General features: G+C 66.0%; 29 protein-coding genes, 2 tRNA genes and 1 pseudogene. 13 read left to right on the top strand and 19 right to left on the bottom strand.

The window, feature by feature from the left end; all coding sequences use genetic code 11:
* Positions 1-719: 719 nt before the first annotated feature.
* On the bottom strand, positions 720-1,178 hold the full coding sequence (locus tag VV02_RS13190) for a hypothetical protein (protein WP_157063400.1): 459 nt from the start codon (positions 1,176-1,178) through the stop codon (positions 720-722).
* A gap of 393 nt (positions 1,179-1,571) precedes the next feature.
* Here VV02_RS13190 and VV02_RS26035 point away from each other — a divergent pair, with 393 nt between their 5' ends.
* Positions 1,572-2,090, top strand: coding sequence for a hypothetical protein (locus tag VV02_RS26035; RefSeq protein ID WP_083450142.1), 519 nt, complete (start codon positions 1,572-1,574; stop codon positions 2,088-2,090).
* On the opposite strand, the gene VV02_RS13185 is transcribed toward VV02_RS26035, so the two are convergent.
* Positions 2,088-2,161 (bottom strand) — tRNA-Ile (locus VV02_RS13185). The two genes, VV02_RS26035 and VV02_RS13185, sit on opposite strands and share 3 nt — an antisense overlap.
* Positions 2,162-2,352: 191 nt before the next feature.
* Here VV02_RS13185 and VV02_RS13180 point away from each other — a divergent pair.
* The 4 genes from VV02_RS13180 to VV02_RS13165 all read left to right on the top strand — a co-directional run bounded on the left by VV02_RS13180 (position 2,353) and on the right by VV02_RS13165 (position 5,693).
* Positions 2,353-3,153, top strand: a complete 801-nt coding sequence (locus tag VV02_RS13180) for an amino acid ABC transporter ATP-binding protein (protein WP_083450141.1) — start codon at positions 2,353-2,355, stop codon at positions 3,151-3,153.
* A 24-nt stretch (positions 3,154-3,177) separates the two neighbouring features.
* Positions 3,178-4,017, top strand: coding sequence for a glutamate ABC transporter substrate-binding protein (locus VV02_RS13175; RefSeq protein WP_052592084.1), 840 nt, complete (start codon positions 3,178-3,180; stop codon positions 4,015-4,017).
* 81 nt (positions 4,018-4,098) lie between these two features.
* Positions 4,099-4,779, top strand: a complete 681-nt coding sequence (locus tag VV02_RS13170) for an amino acid ABC transporter permease (protein WP_052592082.1) — start codon at positions 4,099-4,101, stop codon at positions 4,777-4,779.
* Entirely contained in the window at positions 4,776-5,693 is a 918-nt protein-coding gene (locus tag VV02_RS13165; RefSeq protein WP_083450140.1) for an amino acid ABC transporter permease, read from the top strand. Before VV02_RS13170 ends, VV02_RS13165 begins: the two co-directional genes overlap by 4 nt.
* Positions 5,694-5,783: 90 nt before the next feature.
* Here VV02_RS13165 and VV02_RS13160 read toward each other — a convergent pair whose 3' ends face one another.
* Positions 5,784-6,092, bottom strand: a complete 309-nt coding sequence (locus VV02_RS13160; RefSeq protein ID WP_052592080.1) for a hypothetical protein — start codon at positions 6,090-6,092, stop codon at positions 5,784-5,786.
* Positions 6,093-6,555: 463 nt separating this feature from the next.
* Between VV02_RS13160 and VV02_RS13155 the strand changes: the two genes are divergently transcribed.
* Positions 6,556-7,437, top strand: coding sequence for a hypothetical protein (locus tag VV02_RS13155; protein ID WP_052592078.1), 882 nt, complete (start codon positions 6,556-6,558; stop codon positions 7,435-7,437).
* A gap of 102 nt (positions 7,438-7,539) precedes the next feature.
* Here VV02_RS13155 and VV02_RS13150 read toward each other — a convergent pair whose 3' ends face one another.
* A complete protein-coding gene (locus VV02_RS13150; protein ID WP_052592076.1) occupies positions 7,540-8,085 on the bottom strand; it encodes a hypothetical protein in 546 nt (181 codons plus the stop codon).
* Positions 8,086-8,263: 178 nt separating this feature from the next.
* Here VV02_RS13150 and VV02_RS13145 point away from each other — a divergent pair, with 178 nt between their 5' ends.
* Positions 8,264-9,268, top strand: coding sequence for an IS481 family transposase (locus VV02_RS13145; RefSeq protein ID WP_052592074.1), 1,005 nt, complete (start codon positions 8,264-8,266; stop codon positions 9,266-9,268).
* Here VV02_RS13145 and VV02_RS13140 read toward each other — a convergent pair.
* The 4 genes and pseudogenes from VV02_RS13140 to VV02_RS13125 form a co-directional block, all read right to left on the bottom strand.
* Positions 9,221-9,514: a hypothetical protein gene (locus VV02_RS13140; protein WP_157063399.1), complete on the bottom strand. Its 294-nt coding sequence runs from the start codon at positions 9,512-9,514 to the stop codon at positions 9,221-9,223. The two genes, VV02_RS13145 and VV02_RS13140, sit on opposite strands and share 48 nt — an antisense overlap.
* Positions 9,498-10,055 (bottom strand): hypothetical protein, encoded by a 558-nt coding sequence (locus VV02_RS13135; RefSeq protein WP_052592070.1) that lies wholly within the window; start codon positions 10,053-10,055, stop codon positions 9,498-9,500. Before VV02_RS13135 ends, VV02_RS13140 begins: the two co-directional genes overlap by 17 nt.
* Positions 10,056-10,118: 63 nt before the next feature.
* Positions 10,119-10,442 (bottom strand): annotated as a pseudogene (locus tag VV02_RS13130) (recombinase family protein); the annotation flags it as partial.
* A 27-nt stretch (positions 10,443-10,469) separates the two neighbouring features.
* The gene (locus VV02_RS13125; RefSeq protein WP_052592068.1) at positions 10,470-10,670 is read right to left on the bottom strand and encodes a hypothetical protein; all 201 of its coding nucleotides are present in this window, start codon (positions 10,668-10,670) and stop codon (positions 10,470-10,472) included.
* A 105-nt stretch (positions 10,671-10,775) separates the two neighbouring features.
* On the opposite strand from VV02_RS13125, the gene VV02_RS13120 reads away from it, so the two are divergent.
* Both VV02_RS13120 and VV02_RS13115 read left to right on the top strand, forming a co-directional pair.
* Complete coding sequence (locus VV02_RS13120; RefSeq protein ID WP_052592067.1) at positions 10,776-11,303, top strand: hypothetical protein; 528 nt, start codon at positions 10,776-10,778, stop codon at positions 11,301-11,303.
* A gap of 201 nt (positions 11,304-11,504) precedes the next feature.
* Positions 11,505-12,194 (top strand): hypothetical protein, encoded by a 690-nt coding sequence (locus tag VV02_RS13115; RefSeq protein ID WP_052592066.1) that lies wholly within the window; start codon positions 11,505-11,507, stop codon positions 12,192-12,194.
* 64 nt (positions 12,195-12,258) lie between these two features.
* Here VV02_RS13115 and VV02_RS27345 read toward each other — a convergent pair whose 3' ends face one another.
* Positions 12,259-12,393, bottom strand: coding sequence for a hypothetical protein (locus VV02_RS27345; RefSeq protein WP_281177306.1), 135 nt, complete (start codon positions 12,391-12,393; stop codon positions 12,259-12,261).
* Positions 12,394-12,895: 502 nt separating this feature from the next.
* Here VV02_RS27345 and VV02_RS13110 point away from each other — a divergent pair.
* Entirely contained in the window at positions 12,896-13,525 is a 630-nt protein-coding gene (locus VV02_RS13110; protein ID WP_052592064.1) for a hypothetical protein, read from the top strand.
* Between the two features lie 518 nt (positions 13,526-14,043).
* Entirely contained in the window at positions 14,044-14,325 is a 282-nt protein-coding gene (locus VV02_RS13105) for a hypothetical protein (RefSeq protein ID WP_157063398.1), read from the top strand.
* A 409-nt stretch (positions 14,326-14,734) separates the two neighbouring features.
* Here VV02_RS13105 and VV02_RS13100 read toward each other — a convergent pair whose 3' ends face one another.
* The 3 genes from VV02_RS13100 to VV02_RS13090 form a co-directional block, all read right to left on the bottom strand.
* On the bottom strand, positions 14,735-15,898 hold the full coding sequence (locus tag VV02_RS13100) for a hypothetical protein (RefSeq protein ID WP_052592060.1): 1,164 nt from the start codon (positions 15,896-15,898) through the stop codon (positions 14,735-14,737).
* A 947-nt stretch (positions 15,899-16,845) separates the two neighbouring features.
* Positions 16,846-17,118, bottom strand: coding sequence for a hypothetical protein (locus VV02_RS13095; RefSeq protein WP_052592058.1), 273 nt, complete (start codon positions 17,116-17,118; stop codon positions 16,846-16,848).
* A gap of 38 nt (positions 17,119-17,156) precedes the next feature.
* Positions 17,157-17,348 (bottom strand): hypothetical protein, encoded by a 192-nt coding sequence (locus tag VV02_RS13090; RefSeq protein WP_052592055.1) that lies wholly within the window; start codon positions 17,346-17,348, stop codon positions 17,157-17,159.
* A gap of 190 nt (positions 17,349-17,538) precedes the next feature.
* Here VV02_RS13090 and VV02_RS13085 point away from each other — a divergent pair, with 190 nt between their 5' ends.
* Both VV02_RS13085 and VV02_RS13080 read left to right on the top strand, forming a co-directional pair.
* Positions 17,539-18,021 (top strand): hypothetical protein, encoded by a 483-nt coding sequence (locus VV02_RS13085; RefSeq protein ID WP_157063397.1) that lies wholly within the window; start codon positions 17,539-17,541, stop codon positions 18,019-18,021.
* 31 nt (positions 18,022-18,052) lie between these two features.
* Complete coding sequence (locus VV02_RS13080) at positions 18,053-19,219, top strand: tyrosine-type recombinase/integrase (protein ID WP_052592051.1); 1,167 nt, start codon at positions 18,053-18,055, stop codon at positions 19,217-19,219.
* Between the two features lie 85 nt (positions 19,220-19,304).
* On the opposite strand, the gene VV02_RS13075 is transcribed toward VV02_RS13080, so the two are convergent.
* The 7 genes from VV02_RS13075 to VV02_RS13045 form a co-directional block, all read right to left on the bottom strand.
* Positions 19,305-19,377 (bottom strand) — tRNA-Asn (locus VV02_RS13075).
* Between the two features lie 98 nt (positions 19,378-19,475).
* Positions 19,476-19,997 carry a hypothetical protein gene (locus VV02_RS13070; protein WP_052592049.1) on the bottom strand — a complete coding sequence of 174 codons (522 nt, stop codon included), beginning with the start codon at positions 19,995-19,997 and terminating at the stop codon, positions 19,476-19,478.
* Between the two features lie 43 nt (positions 19,998-20,040).
* The gene (dnaG, locus tag VV02_RS13065; protein ID WP_052592048.1) at positions 20,041-21,933 is read right to left on the bottom strand and encodes a DNA primase; all 1,893 of its coding nucleotides are present in this window, start codon (positions 21,931-21,933) and stop codon (positions 20,041-20,043) included.
* Positions 21,934-21,959: 26 nt separating this feature from the next.
* Complete coding sequence (locus tag VV02_RS13060) at positions 21,960-22,988, bottom strand: NAD(P)H-dependent flavin oxidoreductase (protein WP_245633070.1); 1,029 nt, start codon at positions 22,986-22,988, stop codon at positions 21,960-21,962.
* A gap of 10 nt (positions 22,989-22,998) precedes the next feature.
* On the bottom strand, positions 22,999-24,240 hold the full coding sequence (locus tag VV02_RS13055) for a deoxyguanosinetriphosphate triphosphohydrolase (RefSeq protein ID WP_052592047.1): 1,242 nt from the start codon (positions 24,238-24,240) through the stop codon (positions 22,999-23,001).
* A complete protein-coding gene (locus VV02_RS13050) occupies positions 24,237-24,728 on the bottom strand; it encodes a hypothetical protein (RefSeq protein WP_245633069.1) in 492 nt (163 codons plus the stop codon). The genes VV02_RS13055 and VV02_RS13050 overlap by 4 nt, the downstream gene beginning before the upstream one ends.
* On the bottom strand, positions 24,725-25,147 hold the full coding sequence (locus VV02_RS13045; protein WP_052592045.1) for a DUF3806 domain-containing protein: 423 nt from the start codon (positions 25,145-25,147) through the stop codon (positions 24,725-24,727). The genes VV02_RS13050 and VV02_RS13045 overlap by 4 nt, the downstream gene beginning before the upstream one ends.
* Position 25,148 lies beyond the last annotated feature (1 nt).

Raw genomic sequence — 25,148 nt, 5'->3', positions numbered from 1 at the left:
CCTATGGAAGAACGCCGGGACGGGTCTGTGCTTGACGGCTAACTATGACTATGCGTCCGTCCGATCATGCGATGACTCCAACACTCTGCTTTGGTGGCATCTCGGATAACGCAGGCGCTTCGGCTCCGCCCGAAGAATCCTGGTTTGCGGGCGTGCAGCGCGGCGCAACACAAGTCGACTTGGTTGGCTGCGACCCGGGTGATGCACGGCGTGGTCGCCCTCTCCAATGACGGAGAGGGCGACCGCCTAGCCACCCTTCATCGCAAGGCGAAATATCGCGCCGTATTGTGTGACCTCCATGGCGACTTCTTATCCGTGCGGCCATTTAGGGATCCCGGGAGTGGTCCCGGGACACCATCTCCGTTCGCCGAACGGTAGCGCGTGCATTCTCTCGGCGCTCTTCTTTAACTCGAATAGTTGAACACTCCGCAGCGGCGGCTGTTTGTGAGCCCCTTGGAGGGCTTGCTCCCTGTTTCGGTCTGCGTGATTGTAGTCACGTGGACCAAGAACATGAGTTACCTGCGGTCCGCCTCACTCGAACTGATGCGTGCTGAGCGCCACTCTCGCTGCGGGCGATCCCACTTGGTCATGCCCAAAGGCCGCAAACGACACCAGCGCACCGAACATTGTCATGCTCACAACAGAGAGCCCGCTCTGCTCCGAGGTGTTTGCGTCATCTCGGAACGTCGCGGGCTCCCGGCCTGCCTTACCCGACTACGTCAGGCTGGCCGCCTCCAGTCGGAGTGGTCATACTTCGGCACCTCGGGGTGCTCCTTCGGCAGGTTGTGCTGCCAGCCCTTCTTGAGCCGCTCCAGTTCTTCTCGCTCCCACTTGTACAGCTTCTCGCGCACCTGATCGAGTGCGCGAAAGGTAGGGCACTCATCCGCGGCGACCCCGCACCTACAGACGTCCTCTGGTGCGTCCTCTGGGACGTGGTGCTGCTCGTCCACGCGCCAGAGCACGCGGTGCAAGTGGTTGATATAGTTCCGCGCCTTCTCGGTCCGCTGGTCTGCCTCCTTGATCGCTTCCTCGTCCAACCAAGTGGCGACCACGGGGTTGTGCAGCTTGAACCCGTCTTTGACGGACGACTCCAAGGCAGCGGCGAATGTCCGGGCCGTGGTGAGGTCCGTCTTAAGTCGAGCCACGCCTTCCGCATGCTCGGCTCGGAGGTCGCTCATCTCGCGACCGTGCTCTGTGAGCAGATGCGTCTCGTACTGCTGCCACCACCGGGTGTGCTCCCGTTCGCGCTGATGCTGCCGTGACGGCGCATCTCCGATGTGCCCGGTACATGGTTCGCAAACGACGTGGTCACTTGCAGATTTGAACTCGAACTCAACCGGACGACCGCAGCAAAGGCATGCCGTCACGACCGACCTGAACAAGGCGTGTTTGTGGGTCACGAGGACCTCCTTGAGGGCGGGCCGCGCGACGCGCGACCTCCTACACCATTGTCCACAGCCGTATGACAGCGCCCCTGCCCATCGACAGGCGCGTCGATACGGAGTGACGAGGTTCACAACCCCGCTGCGGGTAACTTGCAGCGATGGTCGGCACTAGCGCGGGAGACAGCGATGTCGGATAGTACGTGGGCGCTCACCGGCGTCGTGGTCGGTGCAATTCTTGGCGGCCTAGCTCAGATCATGGCTGGGGTGCTCACCGACCGTCGGGCTCACCAACGATGGGTCCGCGAACGTCGCGCCGACGTCTATCGGGATCTGCTCGTCGCCGTGGATCATCACGCCCAGTTCGTCATGCGATCGGAGTGGGAGGGCAACCGCGAGCCGATCCCGGAGGACTACGGACAGAGCGTTGAGTCCCCGCAGGCTGACGTCGAGCTGTTCGGGAGCAAACCAGTCACGGATGCTGGCCGCACCCTCGTTGGCACAGTCCAGGGTTGGGGGTTCAAGAGTCCAAACTGGACCACCTACGACGCGGCCCGCAACGAGTACCAGCGGGCAGCACGAGACGACCTAGGCACACACAAAGGTCGCTCCACCGTCCGTCGGCGGAGGGCTTCTGGAGGGGTTGACCGCCGCAAGACACCAGCGACGAACACGGCGCAGGCCTCTGACCTGGTCAAACGTTCGTAGGGCGGGTGGGGCTTGAACCCACGACCGACGGATTATGAGTCCGCTGCTCTAACCGGCTGAGCTACCGCCCCCAGCGCGCCGAGTCGCCTTTGACCGACGCACCGAGCGAGGTTACCCGCCCCGCGCGGTGCGATACAGGCCGAGCCACAGGCGGCGTACGACGGACGCACCTCGGGCGTCCCGCGCGTCACTTGTGCATCAGTCCGGTCACGTCGGGGCGGAGTAGCCGCGCTGCAGATCCCCGGGACTATAGGGTCCATCCATGAGCGACCCCTCTGTTGCCATGCCCGCCGACGATGACGTCGCTGAGGTCCAGGCTGCGCCTGGAGAGCCGCTGGTCGTGCTCGATGGCGTCAACAAGCACTTCGGCGACCTGCACGTGCTCAAGGACATCGACCTCACCGTCCATCAGGGCGAGGTCGTCATCGTGATCGGGCCCTCGGGCTCCGGCAAGTCGACCTTGTGCCGCACGATCAACCGGTTGGAGACCTACGAGACCGGCACCATCACGATCGACGGTGTGCCGCTGCCCGACGAGGGTGCGGACCTGGCTCGGCTGCGGGCTGATGTCGGCATGGTCTTCCAGTCCTTCAACCTCTTCGCGCACAAGACGATCCTGCAGAACGTCACGCTCGGACCGATCAAGGTTCGCAAGCAGAAGAAGGACCAAGCCGAAGAGCGCGCCATGGAGCTGCTGGCTCGGGTCGGCGTCGACCACCAGGCCTCGAAGTACCCTGCACAGCTGTCGGGTGGTCAGCAGCAGCGGGTGGCCATCGCCCGATCACTGGCCATGGAGCCCAAGGTCATGCTGTTCGACGAGCCGACCTCGGCGCTCGACCCGGAGATGATCAACGAGGTCCTCGACGTCATGACCTCGCTCGCCAAGGAAGGCATGACGATGATCGTCGTCACCCACGAGATGGGGTTCGCCCACAAGGCGGCCGACCGCGTGGTGTTCATGTCTGACGGCGCAATCCTCGAGCAGGGCACTCCGCAGGAGTTCTTCGACCACCCCAAGACTGATCGAGCCAAGGACTTCCTCGGCAAGATCCTCACTCATTAGTACGACCCAATCAGGAGGAATGACATGCAGATTCGTCGTATGAGCGGGGTCGCGGTCGTTGCGGCCGCAGCGCTCATGCTCGCCGCGTGCGGGGATGACAAGAAGGACGACGGGGGTTCGACCGGGGGCGGCGCCGGGGGCAAGATCGCCATCGGCATCAAGTACGACCAGCCGGGCCTCGGTTTCAAGGACGGCAGCAAGTTCACCGGCTTCGACGTGGCGGTCGCCACCTACGTCGCCAAGGAGCTTGGCTACAGCGCGGACAAGATCGACTTCAAGGTCTCACCGTCCAAGCAGCGCGAGAAGATGCTGGCTGCCGGCACCGTCAAGATGACCTTCGCGACCTACTCGATCACCGACAAGCGAAAGAAGGAGGTCTCGTTCGCGGGGCCGTACTTCGTTGCGGGACAGTCCCTTCTGGTCAAGAGCGACAGCGGGATCACCGGCATCAAGGACCTCGCCGGCAAGAAGGTCTGCTCCGTCACGGGCTCGACCTCGGTGGACAACCTCAAGAAGCAGCAGCCCAACCTCGTCCCGCAGAAGTACGACGACTACTCCGCCTGCGCCTCCGCGCTCGCGGACGGTGTCATCGACGCGATGACGACGGATGACGCGATCCTCGCCGGCTACGCCAACCAGGACACCTACAAGGGCAAGTTCAAGCTGGTGGGCGAGCCGTTCTCTGAGGAGCGCTACGGCGTCGGCCTCAAGAAGGGCGACACCGCCACCTGCACCAAGGTCAACACCGCGATCGCCAAGATGATCAGCAGTGGCGAATGGAAGAAGGCCGTCGAGGCCAACCTCGGCACCGACTACAAGTACAACACCACGACCAACCCGCCCAAGCAGGACGCCTGCGCCTGATCGGGATGGCCAGTCGCCGCGGTACGACGCACCTCACTTTGCGTCGTACCGCGGCGGTGTGACCGGCACGAAAGGTCGGCAATGTCACAGCTGTTCAGCGAGTTCGAGGTCTGGTCCGCCTTCTGGATGACCATCAAGCTGACGGTCCTCGCGGCCATCGGCAGCCTGGTCATCGGAACCTTGGTTGCGGTCCTGCGACTGTCACCGGTCCCGATGCTCCGTTTCCTCGGCACGTCCTACGTCAACGTCTTCCGTAACACGCCCCTAACGCTCATCATCTTGTCCTGCAACTTGGTCCTCTGGGCCAAGCTCGGGGTCACGCTCGCGGACGACAAGGACCCGAAGTTCTTTGACATCAACAACTTTCGGCTCGCACTTGTTGGTCTGACGATCTATCACGCGAGCTATGTCTGCGAGGCGTTGCGGTCGGGCGTCAACACGATCCCGCTGGGCCAGGCCGAGGCCGCTCGCTCCATCGGGCTCACCTTCAGGCAGAGCCTGCGCGAGGTCGTCCTCCCTCAGGCGTTCCGCGGGTCGGTCGTGCCATTGGGCAACACACTCATCGCGCTCACCAAGAACACCACCGTGGCCGTGACGATCGGTGTCGCCGAGATGGCCGCGGTGCTTGCCAAAGTCACCGAGGACGACCCTGGCAAGCTCAATCAAGCGTTCTTCGTGAGCGCGGCTCTCTTTGTCCTGCTCACCCTCCCGGTCGGCCTCTTGATTGGTCGGCTCGGCAAGCGACTGGCGGTGAAACGATGAGCGCCGGAGTCCTGTTCGACGCGCCCGGTCCGAAGGCACGACGTCGTCACCAGATCCTTGCTGGCATCGGTGGCTTGATCTTCCTCGGCATCCTCGCGCTCGTCGTGATGCGGCTGAACGACAAGCACCAGTTCACCTCCGAGATGTGGAAGCCGTTCACGACCAGCTCGATGTGGCAGGACACCTTGCTCACCGGTCTGTGGGGCACGGTCAAGGCGGCTGCGATCAGTATCGTCATCGCCGCGGTGCTCGGTGGCCTGCTCGCGCTGGGGCGGATGTCGGAGATCGCGCCCTTGCGCTGGGTGTGTGGTGTCTGGGTCGAGCTGACCCGCGCGATCCCGGTCCTGCTGATGATGCTGTTCACCTACGGCGCCCTGACGCAGGGCGCGCTTGCGGACTCCACCCTCGTGAGCGCGGACAACAAGGCCCTGGTGGCTACGGTCACCGGACTGGTGCTCTACAACTCCGCGGTGATCTGTGAGGTCGTTCGCTCCGGCGTCGACCAGCTGCCGTCCGGTCAGCGTGAGGCCGGCCTGTCCATCGGCCTTCGTCAGCAGCAGACGCTGCGGACGATCCTTCTTCCGCAGGCGGTCACCGCGATGCTGCCGGCCCTGGTCGGTCAGCTGGTCGTCATCCTGAAGGACACCGCGCTCGGCTACAACGTGCTCTACAACGAGCTGCTGTACTCGGCCAAGCTAGGCTCCGTGAAGGCTGGCAACATCGTGCCGATGATGATTGTGGTCGCGGTCATCTACATCATCGTCAACTACCTGATCACCAAGCTCGCGGCGCTACTTGAGCGTCGTCTCGCCCAGCGTGGCCGCACGGTCGCCGGACCGGACGCTGCACAGGGCGGCGGGCTGGCGGGACCGGTCGGCGGACCGAGCATGACCCACAACACCCAGGCCAACTAGCTGCAGAGCCATCGACAAGAAGCCCCCGACCCGCGTCTGCGGTTGGGGGCTTCTTGCGCACCGCTGCCGTGACGGGGCCCGATTCTGCGGTCACACCGTCCAGAGCGTTTCGTGATTGGTGATGGGCCGCTCGAACTGCACTCCCGCATCGACGAAGGTGCGAGCGAGCTCAAGCATCGCTTTCAGCGAGTCCATCTGTTCGGCGTCCTGGCGGGTGTCCCACACGCTGACGTTCGTCATCGCATTGTTCTCGCTGTCGACTCCGGCATAGAACGCTCGATTGCCCTTCAACGCACGAATGGCCGGAATCAGGGTCTGCTGACTCTCATCGAGCAGGCTCCGGACAGCCTCGTACTGGTCCGCCTCGAAGCGGCCGAGGGAGATTCTCACCACTGGCATAGCTCGCCTTCCGTGCCTGAGTTCGTGCTGGACGGCTGGACCCCCTTGCGCGGCCCTCGCGGTCGAGCCTGTCGGGTCGGACCATCGTTGGTCAACGGTGGTCGTGCCCGGGCAACGAAAGAGCCCCTGACCGCGGTTGCGCGGTCAGGGGCTTCGTCGTGCTCCCCCGGTTGGACTTGAACCAACAACCCTCCGGTTCGTTGAGAACGGATTCACGCGGATTCCCGCGAGGCCACAAGATCATACGTTTACGCAGGTCAACAGGCTTTCCGTACCGTCCGGGACGTCACGAACGATCACCGCGAATCGTGGTAACTCATCTCAATACCGGTAACTCTGACGGTAACGGTAGGTCCGATGCCGCATGTTGCTCGGACCCCGCTGGCCTCCACCGCTGTCCGTCTACCGCCGCAGCCTGGTGTAACGCGATGCTCTGACGCAGGGCGGTGGCACGATCTTCGCCATGGCACAGAACGATGGACCGCAGCGCCCCGACGACCGCTCGACGACGTCGTACGAGATGGGTGTCGAACTGAGCGTGTGGCCAGCTCTGAAGGTCCGCCGCGCCGAGCAGCTTGCAGCCGAGCTTGGGGCGGCGGTCAACCTCTGGTGGCAAGCCGCGAACGTACGTACGGAGTTCTCCGAGGGCGGAGATGCCAACACGGCCTATCTGCTACTTCGAGTCGATGAAGCCCCTGCCGTGCTGCAGTGGTCTCTGCTCTTCGGCGACTTCGTCCACAACCTACGGGCGGCGTTGGACGCACTTACGTGGGAACTGGCTACGTACGACGGGCGGCAGCCGGAGTATCCGACGCGAGTCGCGTTCCCGATCTGCACAGAGCCCGATGACTGGAAGGAACGCCGCTGGGACAAGTGGCTCGCCAGCGTGCCTGCCGATGCACTGGAGCGAATCAAGGACGCCCAGCCATACCAACGCGTTCACGATGAGCCACATGTGGCTCTCGCTCTTATCAGCAAGCTGGACAACTTGGACAAGCACCGGTCTTCGGTGCGTGTCCGCCTCCACACCAACGGCACACCGTCTGTCTTGGCCAAGTTCAAAGACGAGTCGCGTGGCGGCACCTTCCAGCCGGCGTACATCTCGGATGCGCCGCTGCGCGACGGCGTGCCGATCGTACGACTGGAGAGCGACCGCCCGATTGCTTCATTGGAGGCAACTGGCGCGCTGCCTCTCGCTGCCCGCGTCGACATCGACGAAAGGTCGTACGACCTCAGCGATCTTCTGGACGGACTCGTCACCCAGGTTCAGAACACAATGGCAACGATCATGCTGGATCGGCCCGATGACTCCACAGGGCGGCACGTTGGCGACGCGTCAACGTAATACGGGTGGGCCACCGACGTCTGCGCGCAGCGACGGCGACGCTGTCGTGCCACGACCGGGAGGGCAGTCCTAGACGATTAGGAGGTCGTCTGACAGACGTGCTCAGCGCTCGTACCCACGTCCTCGGCTCGAAGTGTGGACCTCCTCGCGAGCGATGCGCGCCTGGTACGTCGAGCCATCGGCATACTGACTCGCACTCACACCCTGTGCGCGCTGCGCAGCGATGCGTGCACTCAGCGCTGCCGCGTTCTCACACTGCGCGCGGTCGGCACGCTGCGCCTGCACTGTGACGAGGTCGCGTGCGATCTCCTCGCGCTGCGCTGACACGACGGTCAGCTCTGCCACTGCCTCGCTGGCACGTTCGGTCAGGCCGTCGCGCCCGGCACGTGCAGCGGTCATCTCCAGGTCGGCCTCGCGATTGCTCCAGTGCTCAAGTTCCTTGGTACGCAACAGTTCTCGCAGTTCCTCGAACACCCGGTCCTCGTTGGCCTCGGTGATCTCGCGCACGACGAACGTGTCCGGGTACTCCTGCCGTAGCTCGTCCATTCGGCGCCGCACCGCTGGCGGCATCTTGTCCATGTCGCGCACCAGCCACAACATGGTCCCGTCGTCCTCAAGCAGCCGCTCGTCCTTTTCCAACTGGAGCAACGCATGATCCGCATTCGTTCCGCCAGCCTTGGCCTCGATCGCCAGCGGCTCCTCTAGCTGTTGCGGGTCATGAGGTTGGTGACACGGCCGGCGGGTTAAGGACGGGCAGGTCCCTGCGGCGACAGGATGAAGGTGTCTAGCCGTTCATCACGTCGAGTCAGCCGAAGGAACCTGCCCTATGCCTCACGGTAGTGCCGCCCTGTCGTTCGAGGGCCGCCGTCGTCTTGTCCGCCGCTGTCAGCACCGGCCGATCGCGCACGTCGCGGCCGAGGCCGCGGTCTCTCGTCAGTGCCTGTCCAAGTGGTACGCCCGCTGGCGGCGCCACGGCGACGCTGGCCTGCACGACCGGACCAGCCGCCCCGAGCACTCACCGACCGCTACACCCAAGGCGGTCATCGAGCAGATCATCGAGCTACGCAAACGCAAGTGGTCCGCGCGCCGGATCCATCTCGAGCTGGCCCAGGAAGGCACCGACGTCGCGGTCTGCACGATCAGCCGGATCCTGGTCCGACACGGCCTGAATCGTCTACGCCACCTCGACGTCGATGGCGAACCACTACGAGCACCGGGAAAGATCATCGCTCGCTACCCCGGTCACATGACCCACCTGGATGTGAAGAAGGTCGGACGCATCCCCGACGGCGGCGGCTGGCGAGCTCACGGCAAGCACTCACCCCAGGCCAAGGCCTCTGACCGGGCCCGTAAGAAGGGCCAACGGATCGGGTACACCTACCTGCACTCGGCCGTGGACGGCTTCTCCCGGCTGGCCTACACCGAGGCCCACGACGATGAGAAGGCTGCCACCGCCATCGGGTTCATGTTCCGCGCCCGGGTGTTCTTCACCGCGCACGGCATCACCCGCTTCACCCGCATCGTGACCGACAACGGCGCCTGCTACCGCGCGCATGACTTCACCCGCGCCGTGCACTCCTTCGCCGCCAAGCACCAACGGACCAAACCCTTCACGCCTAAGCACAACGGCAAGGTCGAGCGCTACCAACAGACCCTGGCCCGCGAGCTCCTGTACGCCGCCGTGTTCGAGTCCGAGCAGCACCGCCGCGATCGGCTTCGGGTGTGGCAGGTCCACTACAACTACCATCGGCCCCACACCGCCGCCGGAGACCAGCCACCAGCCTCACGCCTCCCAGCCCGTGTCACCAACCTCATGCGCAGCAACATCTAGCTCAACGCCGATGTCGTGGAAGCGTCGGCCGATGTCGGTCGAGTAGTAGACCTCTCGGTCGTAGCCGCGATCGTCTCGGCAGTCGAGTCCGGCCTGGATGCGCACGGCCCATGCATCGCCCACCTGCTGCGCATGCGCCCACCGTTCGAGCGCCTCGCTGTAGCCGTCGAAGTCACGCGGCACCTCGCCGCGCGCCTCCTTGCGGGCGACGTACGCGACGAACTCCGCCTCAGTCGGTGCCATCACCGACGCCGAGCCGCTTCTTGGTCTGCGCGAGCCGGTAGTCCTCCCACTCCTGCGGAGGCAGTCGGCCCGCCTCGACCCACGCGTCATAGTTGCTCTGCGCACGGCCAAACAAGCGCGCCCACTTCTCGCCCGAGCGCTCAGACAGCGCCGCCTTAACGTGTCGCCGGACCACGAGGTAGTTCGGCGTCGCCGGCTGCCGAACGACCGGCTCCTTGCCTGGCGACTTCTGCGGGCGCATCGCGATCCAGCGCCACGAGCCCTCGAAGTTGCGGACGAACACCTCGCCCAGGTACCGCGCGAAGCGCTCCTCGCGCTCGGGCCAGTCCAGGTCTTGCGCCCAGAAGTACGAGATGGCTGCGCGCTCCGCATGTTTCAAGCCCTCGGCAGTCCACGGGTCGGCGGGCATGTCCGGCACGTCCTGCTCGAAGAACACCTTGAGCTCGTCGTCCATCTGACCGAGCCAAGCCCGGAAGGCCGGGTCCTTCTGGTCACGCTCACGCTGCTCCAGCTCAGCCTGCGTGTACTCCTCGAACCGGCCCATTCTCAGCCCTCCCTGTCGCGGCACGCGGCATGGCCGCCCTCCGATTCTTACCTACCTGGCGGGCTACGTGTCTTCTAGCGCGGTCGCCATGCCCGGGAGGCGGATGGTGTCGGCCCTGCCCTGTTCGGAGCTGAGGTCGAGCCCGTTGACTGCGAAGACGATCGTGACACCGGTGTTGTTGGCGAAGTCCACGATGTGACCGAGGTCGGCCAGGTCGCGGGTCAGCCGACCCAGTTCCATCGTCACGAGGTCGATCTCACCGGCTCTCGCCAGGTCGAGCATGCGGTCGAGCCCAGGCTTGTGAGCGTTCGACGCGACACCGTCATCGGACTCCAGCGCGACCACGCCCCAGCCGTTCTTGGTGCACACCTCGCGGCACCGGGAGAACTGCCCATGACTTGTCTGCGATCGGCCCTAGCGGTCGTGGCGTAGATCGCGGCACGTCCGTGCCATTCGTGCGGGCATCGCCATGACGCAGCGCTTCCTACCGATCCAGACCGTGTGCTCGTCCTCGATGCACAGCCGGCTCTTGTCGCCGTCGACCTTGCGCAGGGCCTCCTCCCGCACCGCCTCGTTGGCGCGGCGTGCGTTGACCGCTCGGACCTGCCGTCGCACTTGGCGCGGTGCGGGCTTCGCGGCGGCGGGCTGTGGAGCTTAAAGGCGTGGCTCATTCCATCAACCGTAGGCGGGACCGTGCGACAGATCGCCATACTGCGAGGCATGGACCTGACGGCGATATCGCAGGCGTGGGGCATCGACTTAACGCCGATCATCGTCGCCGCCATAGCCGTGCTCGGCGTCGCCTTCACTGCCTGGGTCGCCTTTCGAGACTTCCGACTCCGAAGAGACGTTGAGACGACCAAGCAGTTCGAGCTACTCATTGCGCACGCCTACGGGCGGGTCGCGATCGGTGGCGAGGGGCGGGTGACGACGGGCGAGCAAACCGCCTACATCTGCCTCCTCGCGGCCCTCGGCAAGCGCCACAGGAGCCTGCGGCTTGCCGCCTGTCACGGCCTGCTGAGCCTTGTGGACATGCGGCTGAACGACGCAAAGGCCGAGGCGAAGGGCCAGATCGCCCCAGACTGGCCGTGGCTGTTCGAGAGGGATCAGTTGGCCCAGGAGGCGCTCCGCGGCCTGGACAGGATGCCAAGGACCAAGGGCATTGACGGGCCGCCAGGCAAGGAGGCGCGCGCCCAGGTGCGGAGCGTTCTGGATGCGCGCGCGGCAGAGAAGAAGACGATCGACTAGAGAAGCCCCTCGTGGGAAACGCAAGAAGCCCCCGGCTCCAGGAGTGGAGTCAGGGGCATAGTGCGTTTGCAGTCCAGCGTGTAGCCACGGCATGAGACGGATCGCACTACTGCACCTTGCCGCTCGGCATTCCGGTGCGGCTCGCCGTGTCCCGACGCTAGAGTTTCGCTACTCGCATTTAGCGGGTCAGGGGGTGCTCGCGTGGGCGTGCAAGAGTGGCTGGGGTGGGCGGGCCTGGCGATCGGTGTGCTTGGCATCGCCTTCACCGTTTGGCAGATGCGGCGCAAGGATCATGGGCGGCTGGCGGTCACCACCAAGGTGTCGGCGATCGTGGACAAGGCGGCTGCCTCAAGCGGTGAAGTCGAGGTTGAGGTCATCGTGAACAAGGCGCCTGTCGCCAACCCGTGGCTCGTTGAGATCCGCCTTCGCAACTCGGGCCGGAACCGCGACCTATCGCCAGAGCACTTCGCGAGGTCGGGAGAAATCAGCTGGAGCCTTGAGGGCTGCAACCCAATCGCCATCGTTGGCTACGACCTTCCGCCTGGCGTGACGCTGCCGACGCAACCAGAGCTGGGAAAGAAGGCCATCTGGATTGCCGAGCCCGCCGCCGTGGCGACGCTGAACCGACAGGCTCGATCAGTCCGTCTGTCGCCGCTCCTGCTCAAGACTGGTGAGTCCATTTCCATCCGGCTCGTGACCAGTGGTAAGCCGGAGAGGATCGAGACGGTCGACCGGATCGCCGACTTCCGCTGTCGTCAAGACCTGCCCGAGAACAGCCCCCGAGCCATCTTGCGGTATGCCTTCGTTCACGATAAATACCTCCAGAGGATGACCGTGGGCATGGCCATAAGCGCAATCGCACTAGCCTTCGGTGTGTTGTTGACGCTCTAGGAACGCAAAGAGCCCCCGACTCCAGATGAGGAGCCAGGGGCATAGTGCGTTTGCAGTTGTTAGGTCATGCGGCGCCGGACTCGGCGGCCTCCGCGTAGGGCCTTCCGTTCAGGAACTCACCGAGCAGATCGATGCCTCGGTGAGCCGTGCGCGCGAATACCTGCCGGGCGATGCCGAGGGTGTTGGCGCCTTCCTCCATTGTGGAGTCCAAGCCATAGCGGAGGAGCACCGCCTGGCTGGCCCTGCGTGAGCAGCGCCTTTGCCCAGGCCCTCTGAATGTCGGCCACCTCAGCGACCCCGTCCGGCGAGCGGCGCGGGTCGGTCTGGGCCGTGGGCCTTCCGGGTCGAGTTTCTTGTCGTTGGACAATTCGAGCACCTGCCACTCCTGCGGGTGCCGTGCCGGGCCTTGTCGGTAGAGAGCCGGATCATCCCAGCATCGACGGTCGGTCGCGGGTCATGATGTCCGTCGGCGCGAAGGCGTCCTCAGCAATGATGAGCTGACACGGTGGACCGGCCTCCAGGCCGTGACCTCCTGGCTCGCCGATGCGAGGGTCGTCACGCCCTTGAAAGAGGAGTCCGGGCCTGACGGCTACAACTCTCGGCACCAGCCCTCGCCCGACGCATGACGAAGCCCACCCTCTGCGGTCGGGCTTCGTCGAACCACCGAGCGCGTACACCGCGACGTGCGGCAGGATGCGGAGATGGACGCAGGGTGGGCAGCTGTACTGGCGGGCTGGGGCGGCGGCGTGTTTGGCGCGGTCGGCGCATTGTTTGCAGCGCGAGCGTCCGCCCGATCGGCGATGAAGTCGGCGGAGACGACACTCAGGACTGCTGAGATGTCAGCCCAAGCGGCACATGTTGCTGCGAACAATGCGCATGCCCACGAGGTCGAGGATTTATTGCGCGAGAAGCGAGTCGCCGCCATCAACGAATTCACAAGGGAGGTTACGGGCGTCCTGGCCAGAGCCGAGGAGATCGGCACAAGGCCGGCCGCCTCGCATTTCGGCGTCGGCGTCATTCCTGCGCCCGCCGAGATCGAGGAGGTGTACGGCCCCTGGGCGACTGGTCGGCGACTGTCGGAACTTGCGGCTGTCGTTGCGCTCCTCGCGGACGAAGGAGCCGCTCTAGCTGCGCATGAAGTCGCCACAGACGGCATGAAGCTGGCGACGCGTTGCTTGTTCCGCGTCATGACGCTCGCGATAGAGACGTCTGGCAAGGCAGTGCCGAAGGAGATGGCAGTCACTGGGGAGCAATTGACACACGCGCGCGCCGACCTCGCCATTAAGCTTGCCACGTTCGAGCGCTTGGCCCGCCAACTTATCCATCCCTAGCGGCTAATCCTGTTGCGGCCCAGTCCGATTCGATCCGGCCCACCAGCATTGCGCTCTGGCTGGGCGGCGCACAACCGTGGTCCGTACCGCCTAGGGACTCCTTGTCACTTCCGCCCGCTTCCGTCGCTCATCGGCACACGCGTTCCTTGGTCCGCGTTCGTCCACGGCGCCCATGACCTGGCCGGCTGCTAGGACCCATGAACTTGGCTCCAACACGAGGAGTCGGTTGACAGCCAGCATGGCCTACGCCGGTCGGGACTCGGTACGAGCAGTTCTGGGTATTTGCCAGCTCGTTCCAGCACGATCGCACCCTCCACGCACGATCACCGAGCGAGAGGGAACCAATGGCTACATGCACATTTACGACGAATTCTGGGCAGTCCCGCACATCCCGTTTACGGACCGTCGAATCGGCCTCGATCCTCGCTAAGCGGGTCGCGATTCGGTCCGAAATGGAAACTCTCTACATCTGTCCGCAAGGGTCCTCGTACAACTTCTCTCTGACCCTCGCAGCGTGCGTGACCGGCATACCCGAAGTAGAGATCGAGCGGCTGAGATGCGCTGACAGACCGCGCTTTGCTCAGGTCGTGGCTGCGCTAAGAGGCGTGGAGGTGACCGGTTCGTTCGGTCCCGTGACGTCGACCACGGTCGGCGACGAACTGGCGGCCTACGCAGAGCTGCACAACGAGCCTCCCGCGTTGCTCGTCCTTGACCGTGTCCTTACGTCGGACAATGAATCGGAGATCCTGGAACAGGTGGCTCAGGGATCACGGTCACACCTGATCACCGTGTCGGACTGAACCGCGCCGGTCCAGCGCTACTGCGCGTCAGCCGGGGTGGGGGGGTGACCCCTCGCCCTCGGCTTCCCGGACCGCCTGGGTATAGCGGCTGAGATTGCGCGCAGGTTCCAGGGTCCGTCTGTGAGCGTCACTCAGGGGCTTGAGCCGCGCCGTTCCGCGGAACCTGGCTCGCATCGACTGCTCACAATCGGCCATTCCTGGGCGCAAGACATGGCCTTTTCGGCACGTGCCAAAGGGTCCTGCTCCGAAACGACGAAAGGGCCTCCCCCGAAGGGGAGGCCTCTTGTCGTCGCGTGCTGGGTTCTGCGGTGTCGCGTGCCCCGAAGGGGCACCGTTTCGACGTGTTGCAGCGGACGTGCGACCCGACGTGATGGCGCAGGCGCTGGTGGTGCCCCGTCGGGGCAGTGTCCTACTTCGTGCGACTGACTAACGTCATCTCGAACGCCATCTTGTGCCCGTAGCTGTGGCTGGGTGGGCCACCCTTGACACCTGCCTGCTTGGCCGCTGCGATGCGACCGCCACCGGCAACGAACATGCCCGGCATCCTGAGCGCGGCGTCGGCTGCCAGCGCGCCGAGACCACCGGGATACTCCTTGAGAGAGCCGTTGTTGGCGCGGCGCAGGTACTCGACCGACACGTTGCCTGAGCTGTTGCCGTAGTCGGGCTGTGCGCTGCGGTAGTGCATCTCACACCAGACCTTGACGACGGCAGTGCGCTGGTCGCCGTCGAACGTCTCGGAGACGATCTTGGCGCCCTCGTCCACCGAGCCCGTGCGGCGCGTCACCTTGGCGTCGATCAGGGCGTTGCCGATGGCTACGCTCATGCCCTCGCGCTTGATCGCGTCGAGGTCGATCTCGCGGATGGTCGGCATAGTCGGCTCTGCGACGACGGACAGGCTGACTGAGTCAACGACGTTGCCGTTGCTGTCCCCCGAGGTCGAGACGCTGACTGGCACCCAGCCCTGGCCAGCGGTCTTGGGAAAGACCCCAGCGTCGGCGAGCGGCTCAGCGATGGCATCGATGCTCAAGGCTGCGAACAGCGGCGAGCGGTGATATCTGACCTCGATGCTGGTCTCTGCCAGCCCTGCAACCTCAAGGCCCAGCGGGTTGAAGTGCACTGCGGTCGGCGCCGTCTGCTGCACGACGATCAGAGGCAGCGCCGCGGTCTCCGGTGCTGACGTTGAGGCTGCGGTTCCGACCGTGGCGACCTTGCCGTCATAGACCTTTGCCAACGCGTCTGCGATCTGCTCGGCAACGTCGCGGTCGGTGCACTTGCGCCGCTTGACGTAGGCGCTGGCGCGGCTCTCGTGGCCCTGAGCGAGCAGGGACCAGCGGTCGAGCTCGGACTTGGCCTGGGTGAAGTCGGCTGCGCTGTGGCTGTCGTCGCCGCTGAGGAAAGCGGACTTGATCTCTTCAACGGCGACGGCTGCGTCGTCGTGAGCCCGGCGCAGGTCGTGGGCGCGCCTGCGCGCGTCCTGCTCGATGGCTTCCGCCTTGGCGTTGTGTCCTGCGAGGTCCGCGTCTGCCTTGCGGACCGCGTCGATGTGCTGCTCGGTCTTGCTCTTGGTAGCCATCTGATGGACTCCTATCTATGAGACGGGCGACACCCTGGTGACGTCGCCCTTGGGTGTTGGTTCCTTGCTGACTTGCTGGTCCTGCTCTCCGCGCGCATGTGACCTCCGGTCACCCACTCGAACGACTCCGCTCGCCAGCGCAGCGGCAGAGTGAGGATGCCGAACGCGGGTGCATGGCGGGCCTTCCGGCCCGATGTTGGCGGCGGCAGGTTGAAGGGTCAGAGCGCTGCAGCAGTGCCCTGACCCTTGACCTCGCCCGACGCATCGGCTTGTTGCGTGAGCTGTCCCGTTGCACGTGGTGGGCGGAGCCCACTCGGTGCGCGGGAGGCTGATACTGGATTCGGCGCGCTAGGCCGCGTCCAGGGCTTCGTAGGTAACTAGAGATGTATGGGTCACTTTTGGTGTTACCCACTCCGGTGGTGGCGTCGCTGAAGTAGTTCGCCAGCCCGCGTTCGCCCTCCAGTTCGCGCTCAAAGTCCAGGCGAACTGCTCCAACAGCTCCCTAGGGACGGCGCGCACGTCGCCTGGCGTCCGGAGTTGATAGAGCGGTGTGGCTCGCATCCCCTCGTTGAACACGACGCCGTGTCCGGTGCGAGCGATCCACCCAGACTGGCGAGCCCACGAAAGGAACCGCTTGGCTGACGCCTCGGACTGTCCAGCGTCTTTAGCGATGACTGATGCGGCCTTGCCACGGACCTGCAAGCCCGTAGCGTCGAAGGCTCCAGACACGAAGGATGCGGCCAGCCGCTTCCGCGACGGGTGGGCCATGCTCTCCTCCACTGCCGACAGCCAGACCGTCGGGTTGCAACAGAGCCAGCGCGGCAGCATGACCGCGTGCGGGTCCCGATTCGCGCGCAGGTTCCGATCGTCGTCTGGTTCCGCGCGCGGGTTTGAGCGCAGGTTCGACTGCCGCTCAGCGCGCGGGTTCTCTTGCCGCTGAAAGTCATTCACGCAGCGTCCCGTCCAAGGATCGACGCTGGCACCGTGAGGTTGTGGCGGGCCGTCACCTTGGGGTTCGTCGCGTTGACCTTCTCGGCCCAGCCAGACGCAACCAGGTTCCGAAGCGACTCCGCAACATCAAGCTGCGTGTTCTCAAACGACTCCAGGGCACGTCCTCGGAGCCGCGCGCGGGTGCCATCCTCGGGCTCAGCGGTCTTCGCCAGGGCAAGTCCGACGTTCACGTCGCCGCAGCGCAGGCCGGTCCCTACGCCGTGGTCCATGAGCACGCGTCTCCATGCTGCGACGAACGACGGGCCGCTCACGCGACGGCCTCGCGGGCGTTGGCCGTCTCGTACGCCAGCACGTCAGCCAGCCGGTACACGACGCGGCCGCCGATCCGCAGGTATGTCGGTCCGTTGCCTGCACTGCGCCTGTTCGCCAGCGTGGCGACCGAGCACGCCCAGCGCGTCGCCAGGTCAGCCGGTCGCAGGTGTCGATTGCTCTCTTCCATGTGTCAGTTCCTCTCTCTCAGTTGGGCTTTCGCCTCCCTTTGTGTGGTGCCGGTGATCCCGACAGCCGAACAGTGCCATGTAATCGAACCATCTGTCAACCTGGCCGAGTTGGTCGGTCCTGTCCGATCGGCCTGCTATGCTCTGGGCATGGCTAAACGGAACTTGAGTGAGCGCGTACTGGACTTCGACGTGAGCGTGACCGTGGACGCGCGGGACGGCGAGGCACCCGTCATTACGTCTCTAACGGTGACCGTCCCGGACGATGCACCGGACGACGTCCGACGTCGCGGGGTGAACTCCGGCGTGATGCGACGCATAGAGTCTCGCCTCGGCGGATTGCTCGAACAGGTAGACGGCACAGGAAGATTCGCCAAGTGGCGACAGCAGGCAGAGGCGGACGCTCAGCGAGCCGTGGCCGCACTCATAGGACGGCAGCCGAGAGGGGACGATGACTACTACCGAGATCTTCTCCGGGCGTCTCGTGCCCTTGTGCGAGCACGCGAGGACGAACCCCTCAACGTGTTGTCCGAGCGGCTGGGCATCCCCAAGGGCACCGCCAAGTCTCGTCTCGCCAAGGCTCGCGACCTAGACACAATCCGCATGGACGAACTGCGCAAGGCGCGCGCCGCCGGTGCACGTAAGCGTCTCGCCCAGTCGGGCGACGATGAGTAGGCGTGCCCTTGCGCCTGGGGAGCATGGCGAGGTGACGACGACGCCGCTGCGGAACGTCGACGGCAAGTGGCGGACGCTACCTAAGGGCACGCGCAAGGTGGACGGCTACCGCGCTCGCATCGGCTACCGAGACCACAGTGGCGTGATCGGCGAGGTCTCCAAGCGTGCACCGACCAAGATCGCCGCAGAACGCGCTGCGCTCCAGGAGATACGAGAACGGTTGGCAGGCGAGAGCGCGCACCTGACTGGCCGCACGTTGGTCGTCGACGCCTGCCGTCAGTGGTTGGACGAGATGAGCCGCGAGGGTGCACGCCTGTCCGCGCGCACGGTTGCCGAGTACGAGGGTGCGTACCGTCGCTGTGTCGCAGGTGAGGACTCCCCCATTCGCGCGCTCACGTTGGTACAGGTGAACGACGCACAGCGCTTGCAGCGGTGGCTGCAATGGGTCGCAGATGAGCGCGGAGTCTCGGCAGTCAAGCACGCCAAGGCTGTCATGTCCGCTGTCCTCGTGCGCGGCGTTCGTTATCGCGTGCTGCCAACGAACGAGCTGCGACAGGTCGAGCCTGTGACGTCCGGCCGCGCCAAGCGTGAGACTGACCGCGACACCTCCCGCGCGTTCACCGCCGAGGAGCAAGCGGCGGTGCTCGCATTCGCGGACAGCGATGGCTATGCAGCGGCGCCCGGCCTGCACTACGGCACGGAGCGCCTGCGTCGATCCGTTTCCGACCTCGCGCACTTCCTCGCTGGCACTGGCGTGCGCATCGGCGAGGCCCTGTCGATCCGCTGGGAACACGTGGACTTGAAGACCGGCCGCGTTGAGGTGCCAGGCACAAAGACTGATGCAGCACAGCGAACGCTCACTCTGCCGAACTGGCTCAGGGAGCGCATGAGCGAGCGCGCGGCGCGCGAGGGCACAGTCGGCCTGGTGTTCTCAGCGCCCAGACTGGACGAGCCGGAGGCGCCATGGGACCCGTCCAACTGCTCAAAGGCCTTCACCACTTTGATGCGCCGGGCGGGCCATCCGTGGGCACGCTCGCACTCCCTGCGCAAGACCGTCGCGACGCGCCTTGCCGAGGCGGGCCAGCCTGTGCAGCGGGTGTCTGACCAACTGGGCCACAAGGACGCAGCGTTCACGGCTCGCACGTACTTGGGTCGGTCGCTGCACGGAGACAAGGCCGACCTTGCTGCGCTGCTCTAGGCACGAGCTCGGTAACAATCTTGGTAACGCCCTAGAAACGGAGACGACCCCTGACCGCGTTTCCGCAGGTCAGAGGCCGTTTCTGCTCCCCCGGTTGGACTCGAACCAACAACCCTCCGGTTAACAGCCGAATGCTCTGCCAATTGAGCTACAGGGGAAGGGCGCCTCGCTGAGGCGCGACGGCAACTGTAGCAAAGGACCAGGGGTCCGATGAAACCGAGATCGGCGGCCGTCGACCGACGTCCGCGATGGCCCGTCAGAGGCCCGCCTGCTCCTTGAGATAGGCACTGATCCGAGCGACCTCGGCCTGCACCTCAGGGTCGTCCGCCGGCGTGCCGCGACCGAGCACGGGCTGTACCAGGAGATCCTGCGTCGACAGGTCGCGGCGCAGCACGACCCGGCCCGATCGACGAGCACCGGTCAGCCCCAAGGGCTCCGAGACCACCACGGTTGCCTGGACACGTTCGCGGAAGGCCTCCGGGAGCCTGGTGTCCTGCTCGCGGAACGACCACTGCGCCGCCCGGGCCTTGTCGATCCAGGTGACCGAGAGCGTCCAGGTGTCGGCATTCCACTGACCGGCGTCCACGAGGTGCCACGGCCGCTTCACCCGCTGTGTGCCGTCGGCCGCTACGGACGCGATGTGCAGCGTCGTCGCGATCACATGGACATCGGTGTTGTCATCGATCGCCCATGCGATGGGCCGATCTCCTCGTCCCAGGTCCAGGCCGCGCTCCACAGGGTCCGGGAGTGTCGTACGGCGACCAGGCAGCAACTTCATGCCGCCACCGTACGACGTCGCCCGGCTCTCCCCTGAGCGCGGCTCAGGTCTGGTTGGCACGCAAGCGCGCCAGCTGCACCTGCAGGTCGTTGAGGGCGTGCGAGATGGCTCGCGTGCGATCAGGGTCGGTGCCATCCATTCGACGAAGCGTGCTCATGGCGTCGCTGATCTGCCGGTTGAGCCCGATCTCCTGGACCCGAGTGACAAGCGACGAGAGATAACGGTCATCGGGCCGGCCCGTGCCCTCGTTGAGGCGCGTCGGCAGCGGCGCCACGGACAGCTCGCGTACGAGCGGAGTCACCACTTCGGTGGCCGCCGAGATCACCGCGTCGACCCACGAGGCGACCGACCGGTCCGGGGTGTTGGACGTCCGTGCGACCAGCATCCCGTCGTAGACCGCACGGTGCGCGGGCGCCGAGAACGCTTGCGCCTCAATAGATTCCAGCTGATCAGACGGGAACGCCGACGGGAACTGCAGGACCGCCTGGAGCAGCTGGCGCTCGAGCGCGACGATCGGGTCTCGCAGGTCAGGAGCCTCGAGTCCCGAGACCGGCGGCGGCGCCTCGGCAGGCGTACGACGGTCGGTCGGCTCGGGCCGCGGTGCTCGCTCCGCGCGACTCACCTCCAGGGCGAGCTGGTCGTCCTCGACGCCCAGCCAGCCGGCGACCTCAAGCGTGTAGCCGCGGTGCAGCGCCTTGTCGCGGATGCCGGCGATGATCGGAGCCACGGCACGCATCGCAGCCACCCGTCCCGCCACCGTCTCCAGGTCGAACCGGGCGATCGTCGTGCGAGCCGCGAACTCGAACATCGGCACGGCGTCCTCGATGAGGTGAACCACCGCTGCATCGCCCGCGGACTTGCGCAGGTCGCAAGGATCCTGGCCACCGGGCGCGACGGCGACGTACGACTGGGAGGCCCAGCGCAAGTCCTCCTTGAACGCCTTCATGGCCGCCTGCTGACCGGCAGCGTCACCGTCGAAGGTGAACACCGTGCGGGCCGGCGCCAGGTCGGCCTCGTCACGCATGATGCGGCGCAGCGTCTTGATGTGATCGACGCCGAAGGCCGTGCCGCACGTCGCCACCGCCTGCTCGACGCCGGCGAGGTGGCAGGCCATCACATCGGTGTAGCCCTCGACCACGACGGCACGCCGGTCCTTGGCGATCGACTTCTTGGCGAGGTCCAGGCCGTAGAGGACGTGGGTCTTCTTGTAGATCGGCGTCTCGGAGGTGTTGAGGTACTTCGCCTCGATCCGGTCGTCGTCGAAGAGCCGACGCGCGCCGAAGCCGATCGTGTCGCCCGTGATGTCGCGGATCGGCCAGATCAGGCGCCCGCGAAAGCGGTCGAGCAGCCCGCGTTGACCGCGACCGGCGAGACCACCGAGCACGATCTCGTCGGCCGAGAACCCTTTGCTCCGAAGGTGATTGGCGAGGTGGTCGAATCCCTGAGGCGCGTAACCGACACCGAAAGTCTCAGCCGCAACCCGGTCGAAGCCGCGGTCGCGAAGGAAGTCGCGAGCGATCCTCGCCTCTTGGGAGTCGATCAGCGCAGCAGCGAAGAACTCCCCCGCGACCCGGTGCGCCTCGACCAGGCGCGAACGCCGCCCGATCGACTCCTCACGAGGGCGCGGTCCGTCCTCGTAGTGCAGCTCGACCCCGGCCTTGCCCGCCAGTCGCTCGATCGCCTCGGTGAAGGACAGGTGCTCGACCTTCATCACGAACTCGATGACATCGCCACCCTCGCCGCAGCCGAAACAGTGATAGGCGCCGACGGCCGGGCGGATGTTGAACGACGGCGACTTCTCGTCGTGGAAGGGGCACAGCCCCTTGAGGGACCCAGGACCGGCAGCGCGAAGCGTCACGTGCTCGCGGACGACGTCCTCCAGGGAGGCGCGCTCCTTGACGAGCGCGATGTCGTCGAGCTTGATACGACCGGCCACGGCCCTCCTTCCCGGTGAGCGAGAGTCTAGGTCGTGCTGCCGACGAGGCGGCCGACGACCTCGGCCGCCGATCCTGGCTCGGCCTGACGCCAACGGGTCCCGGCCCAGAGATTGACCAGATGGAAGTCCTCCAGGCCTGCCGCCGCGGCTCTGAGAGGTTTGGTCAGCTGGTCGATCACCGGGAAGACGCTCGGCGCGTGGGCGTCGTACTCGTCGACGAACGCGTTGCGCACTCCCCTGCCGGGCCGCCCGGAGAAGGCTCGCGTGACCGCGGACCGTTCGAGGGTGGCCTCCTGCAGTCCGGCCCGGTGCGTGGCGCTGGTGCCGGCCTCGTCGCAGAGCAGAAAAGCCGTACCCACCTGGACTGCGGCGGCCCCGAGACCCAGAGCTCGTCGTACGTCCTGGGCGTCGGCGATCCCGCCTGCCGCGATGAGCGGCACGGTGGTCACGCTGCGGACCTCACGCACCAGGTCGAGCCATGACAGGTCGTTAGGGATCGCGTCGACGCGATGCGTGCTGCGATGACCGCCCGCCTGCGAACCCTGGACGCACAGGGCGTCCGCGCCACCGCGCACGGCGGCAAGTGCCTCGTCAGTGTCGGTCACGGTGACGACGACCTGTGCGCCCGAGGCGCGGAGACGACGTACGACGTCGGGCGCCGGGCATCCGAACGTGAAGGAGACCGTGTCGACCTTGGCCTCCTCGAGGAGGGCGATCTTGGCCTCGTAGGAGTCGGTGTCGTCCCAGCGCGGCTCGGGCATGACCGCGTCCAGCTTGTCGGCCAGGGGCTGGAGCCGGCGACGGTACGCGTCCACGGCCGCCTCGTCGCGTGCCCGGTTGAGTCGGGCCGGCACGAAGACGTTGACGCCGAACGGACGGTCGGTGAGACCGCGGGTCTGATCGAACTCCTCACTCAGAGCGTCCGCGGTCTTGTAGCCGGCCGCGAGGTAGCCCATGGCACCGGCCTCGTTGACCGCCACGACGAGCGCAGGGGTGGACGGGCCGCCGGCCATCGGCGCGGCGATCACCGGGTGCGTCAGGTTGCTGAGTTCCACGTCCCGGAGCCTAGGTCCAGGCCTGCGCCAGCTCGATGGCCCGGCCGTCGGTCATCGATGCGACCTGATCGACCACGACCCGCAGCCGTGCCGCATCGTCTGCACCGTCAGCGAAGTCCATCGCGTAGATCGGGTCCAGTCGCTCTGGTCGGTCGCGGTAGGCGCCGAACAGCGCGATCACGACATCCCGTTGGTCGGCGTGCAGCCGCTGACGCGTGTCGGTGAGGAGCACGAAGTGCGCCGCGACGGCCTTGAGCATCACGCACTCGGCCCAGACATCGTCCGGGATGACGACGTCGGCGTCGTAGCGCGTCAACGAACCACCGCCGAACCGCTCGCGCGTGGCCTCCTCGACGGTCTGCACGAAGTGGCCGATCAGTCGGCTGGTGGTGTCCTTCAGCGCCGCGAGGCTGCCGCGGGTGCCGTCGTGCACGTTCGGCATCGCTCCGGCTTCGAGGGCTCGCCCGAGGGCTGCCGTCAGAGCCTCGGTCTCGATCTCAGGAGCATGCAGCCGCTGAGCGATCCCGGCGATCTCCTCGACCACAGCGCCGGAGCGCAGCGCTCGCAGGTCGACCAGGCCGGAGGCGATCGCGTCCTCGACGTCGTGCACGGAGTAGGCGACGTCATCGGACCAGTCCATCACCTGAGCCTCGAGGCAACGCCGCGTCGGCGCATCTGCGGGTACGTCCGCCCGGACCCATGAGAAGACGTCGACGTCGTCCGCGTAGACGCCGAACTTCCTTGTGGGAGTGGGGCTCTCGCCGCGAGCCCAGGGATACTTGATCGACGCGTCGAGGCTGGCGCGGGTCAGGTTGAGCCCGGCTGACCGCCCGTCGGCGTGGGCGCGCTTGGCCTCGAGTCTCGTCAGCAGCCGCAGAGTCTGCGCGTTGCCTTCGAAGCCGCCGAAGTCGGCCGCAAGGGCATCCAGCGCCGTCTCTCCGTTGTGCCCGAACGGCGGATGGCCCAGGTCGTGAGCGAGGCACGCCGTGTCGACCACGTCGGCGTTGCAGCCGAGCGCAGCCCCGAACTCGCGCCCGATCTGGGCGACCTCGAGGGAGTGAGTCAGGCGGTTGCGGACGAAGTCGTCGACGGTCGGCTGGTGCATCTGGGTCTTCTGGGACAGCCGGCGCAGGGCTGCCGAGTGCACCAGCCGAGCCCGGTCACGCGCGAAGTCGTCGCGGTCCGCCCTCTTGAGCTCGGGGTCCTCCTGGACCCACCGCTCACGCGAGCGGGCGTCGTACGGTCCGCTCATCTGCGGCGACTCGACAGGAGCGCGCGCATGGAGACGGCGAGCGGACGTACGGGCGCGTCGTCGTAGCCTCCCGCTGCCAGGCCGGCGTCGCGCTCGAACACGTTGCGCGCCGCACGGTCACCGGTGCGCAGCACCGACCAGCCCATCGAGGCGAGGTAGAGCGGGATGAACGGGAGACCGCCACACACGACGTACTGCCAGGAGTGGCGCTCCTCATGGCCCAGCAGGTCGGGATACTTCTCCACGCGTGCGGGCCACTCGTGCGCCGTGACGAGCACGTTGCCGACGGTGAACGCACCGGCCACTGGGAAGCCGAAGCGATAGCCGTCAGCCAGCCAGAGGCCGCGCGGGCCGCGTCGGATGTGGCAGTGGCCAGCGGAGGCGACCACGAGGCCGAACGCGGTCGAGCCGTTGACCCAGTTGGCCACCGAACGCAGCCGCTGCGGCTTGGTCAGGCGGACGCTCGGCAGCAGCGCGGCGATGCTCACGCCGTGGCTCCGTTGACGCCACGCAGCAGGTCACGAACCCACCCCGACAGCCAGCCGGTGCGCTGCTCGGACCAGGCGTCGATGACCGGATCCGCGGGGTAGAGAACCGCGTTCTCCTCGGGCGTCGACAGCGCCAGGTCAGTGCCCTCGGCGTCGGTCACGATCCGCCACTGGAGCCGGCTGTTGCGCGCGATGTGCTCGCCCATCGCGAGACCGATCATCGTGCAGACGGCCGTCGGGTCCTCGCGGTCGTCGGGATCGGTCGCCAGCACGCGGGCGACATAGCCGTCGTAGGCCCGAGCCACCGAGTCCAGGTCGTCAGGATCGATCCCCCACTGGCGGGCGTCACGCAACCACTGCTGGAGCACCTCGCGCTCGTCGTAACCGATTGCGGAGATGCGAATCTCTTGCTCGGACAAG

This window comes from Luteipulveratus mongoliensis (assembly GCF_001190945.1).
Lineage (GTDB): Bacteria > Actinomycetota > Actinomycetes > Actinomycetales > Dermatophilaceae > Luteipulveratus > Luteipulveratus mongoliensis.
Note: the sequence above shows the minus strand (reverse complement) of the source record. Positions and strands in the feature narration are given on the sequence as shown.

Excerpts from the sequence above, each read along its gene's own strand:
- VV02_RS13100 (WP_052592060.1), bottom strand. The coding sequence starts at position 15,898 with ATGGCTACCAAGAGCAAGACCGAGCAGCACATCGACGCGGTCCGCAAG.
- VV02_RS13190 (WP_157063400.1), bottom strand. The coding sequence starts at position 1,178 with ATGAGCGACCTCCGAGCCGAGCATGCGGAAGGCGTGGCTCGACTTAAG.
- VV02_RS13175 (WP_052592084.1), top strand. The coding sequence starts at position 3,178 with ATGCAGATTCGTCGTATGAGCGGGGTCGCGGTCGTTGCGGCCGCAGCG.
- VV02_RS27345 (WP_281177306.1), bottom strand. The coding sequence starts at position 12,393 with ATGGAGGAAGGCGCCAACACCCTCGGCATCGCCCGGCAGGTATTCGCG.
- VV02_RS13170 (WP_052592082.1), top strand. The coding sequence starts at position 4,099 with ATGTCACAGCTGTTCAGCGAGTTCGAGGTCTGGTCCGCCTTCTGGATG.
- VV02_RS13090 (WP_052592055.1), bottom strand. The coding sequence starts at position 17,348 with ATGGAAGAGAGCAATCGACACCTGCGACCGGCTGACCTGGCGACGCGC.
- VV02_RS13165 (WP_083450140.1), top strand. The coding sequence starts at position 4,776 with ATGAGCGCCGGAGTCCTGTTCGACGCGCCCGGTCCGAAGGCACGACGT.
- VV02_RS13135 (WP_052592070.1), bottom strand. The coding sequence starts at position 10,055 with ATGGGCCGGTTCGAGGAGTACACGCAGGCTGAGCTGGAGCAGCGTGAG.
- VV02_RS13120 (WP_052592067.1), top strand. The coding sequence starts at position 10,776 with ATGGACCTGACGGCGATATCGCAGGCGTGGGGCATCGACTTAACGCCG.
- VV02_RS13180 (WP_083450141.1), top strand. The coding sequence starts at position 2,353 with ATGAGCGACCCCTCTGTTGCCATGCCCGCCGACGATGACGTCGCTGAG.
- VV02_RS13145 (WP_052592074.1), top strand. The coding sequence starts at position 8,264 with ATGCCTCACGGTAGTGCCGCCCTGTCGTTCGAGGGCCGCCGTCGTCTT.
- VV02_RS13155 (WP_052592078.1), top strand. The coding sequence starts at position 6,556 with ATGGCACAGAACGATGGACCGCAGCGCCCCGACGACCGCTCGACGACG.
- VV02_RS13160 (WP_052592080.1), bottom strand. The coding sequence starts at position 6,092 with ATGCCAGTGGTGAGAATCTCCCTCGGCCGCTTCGAGGCGGACCAGTAC.
- VV02_RS13110 (WP_052592064.1), top strand. The coding sequence starts at position 12,896 with ATGGACGCAGGGTGGGCAGCTGTACTGGCGGGCTGGGGCGGCGGCGTG.
- VV02_RS13095 (WP_052592058.1), bottom strand. The coding sequence starts at position 17,118 with ATGGACCACGGCGTAGGGACCGGCCTGCGCTGCGGCGACGTGAACGTC.
- VV02_RS13070 (WP_052592049.1), bottom strand. The coding sequence starts at position 19,997 with ATGAAGTTGCTGCCTGGTCGCCGTACGACACTCCCGGACCCTGTGGAG.
- VV02_RS26035 (WP_083450142.1), top strand. The coding sequence starts at position 1,572 with ATGTCGGATAGTACGTGGGCGCTCACCGGCGTCGTGGTCGGTGCAATT.
- VV02_RS13055 (WP_052592047.1), bottom strand. The coding sequence starts at position 24,240 with ATGAGCGGACCGTACGACGCCCGCTCGCGTGAGCGGTGGGTCCAGGAG.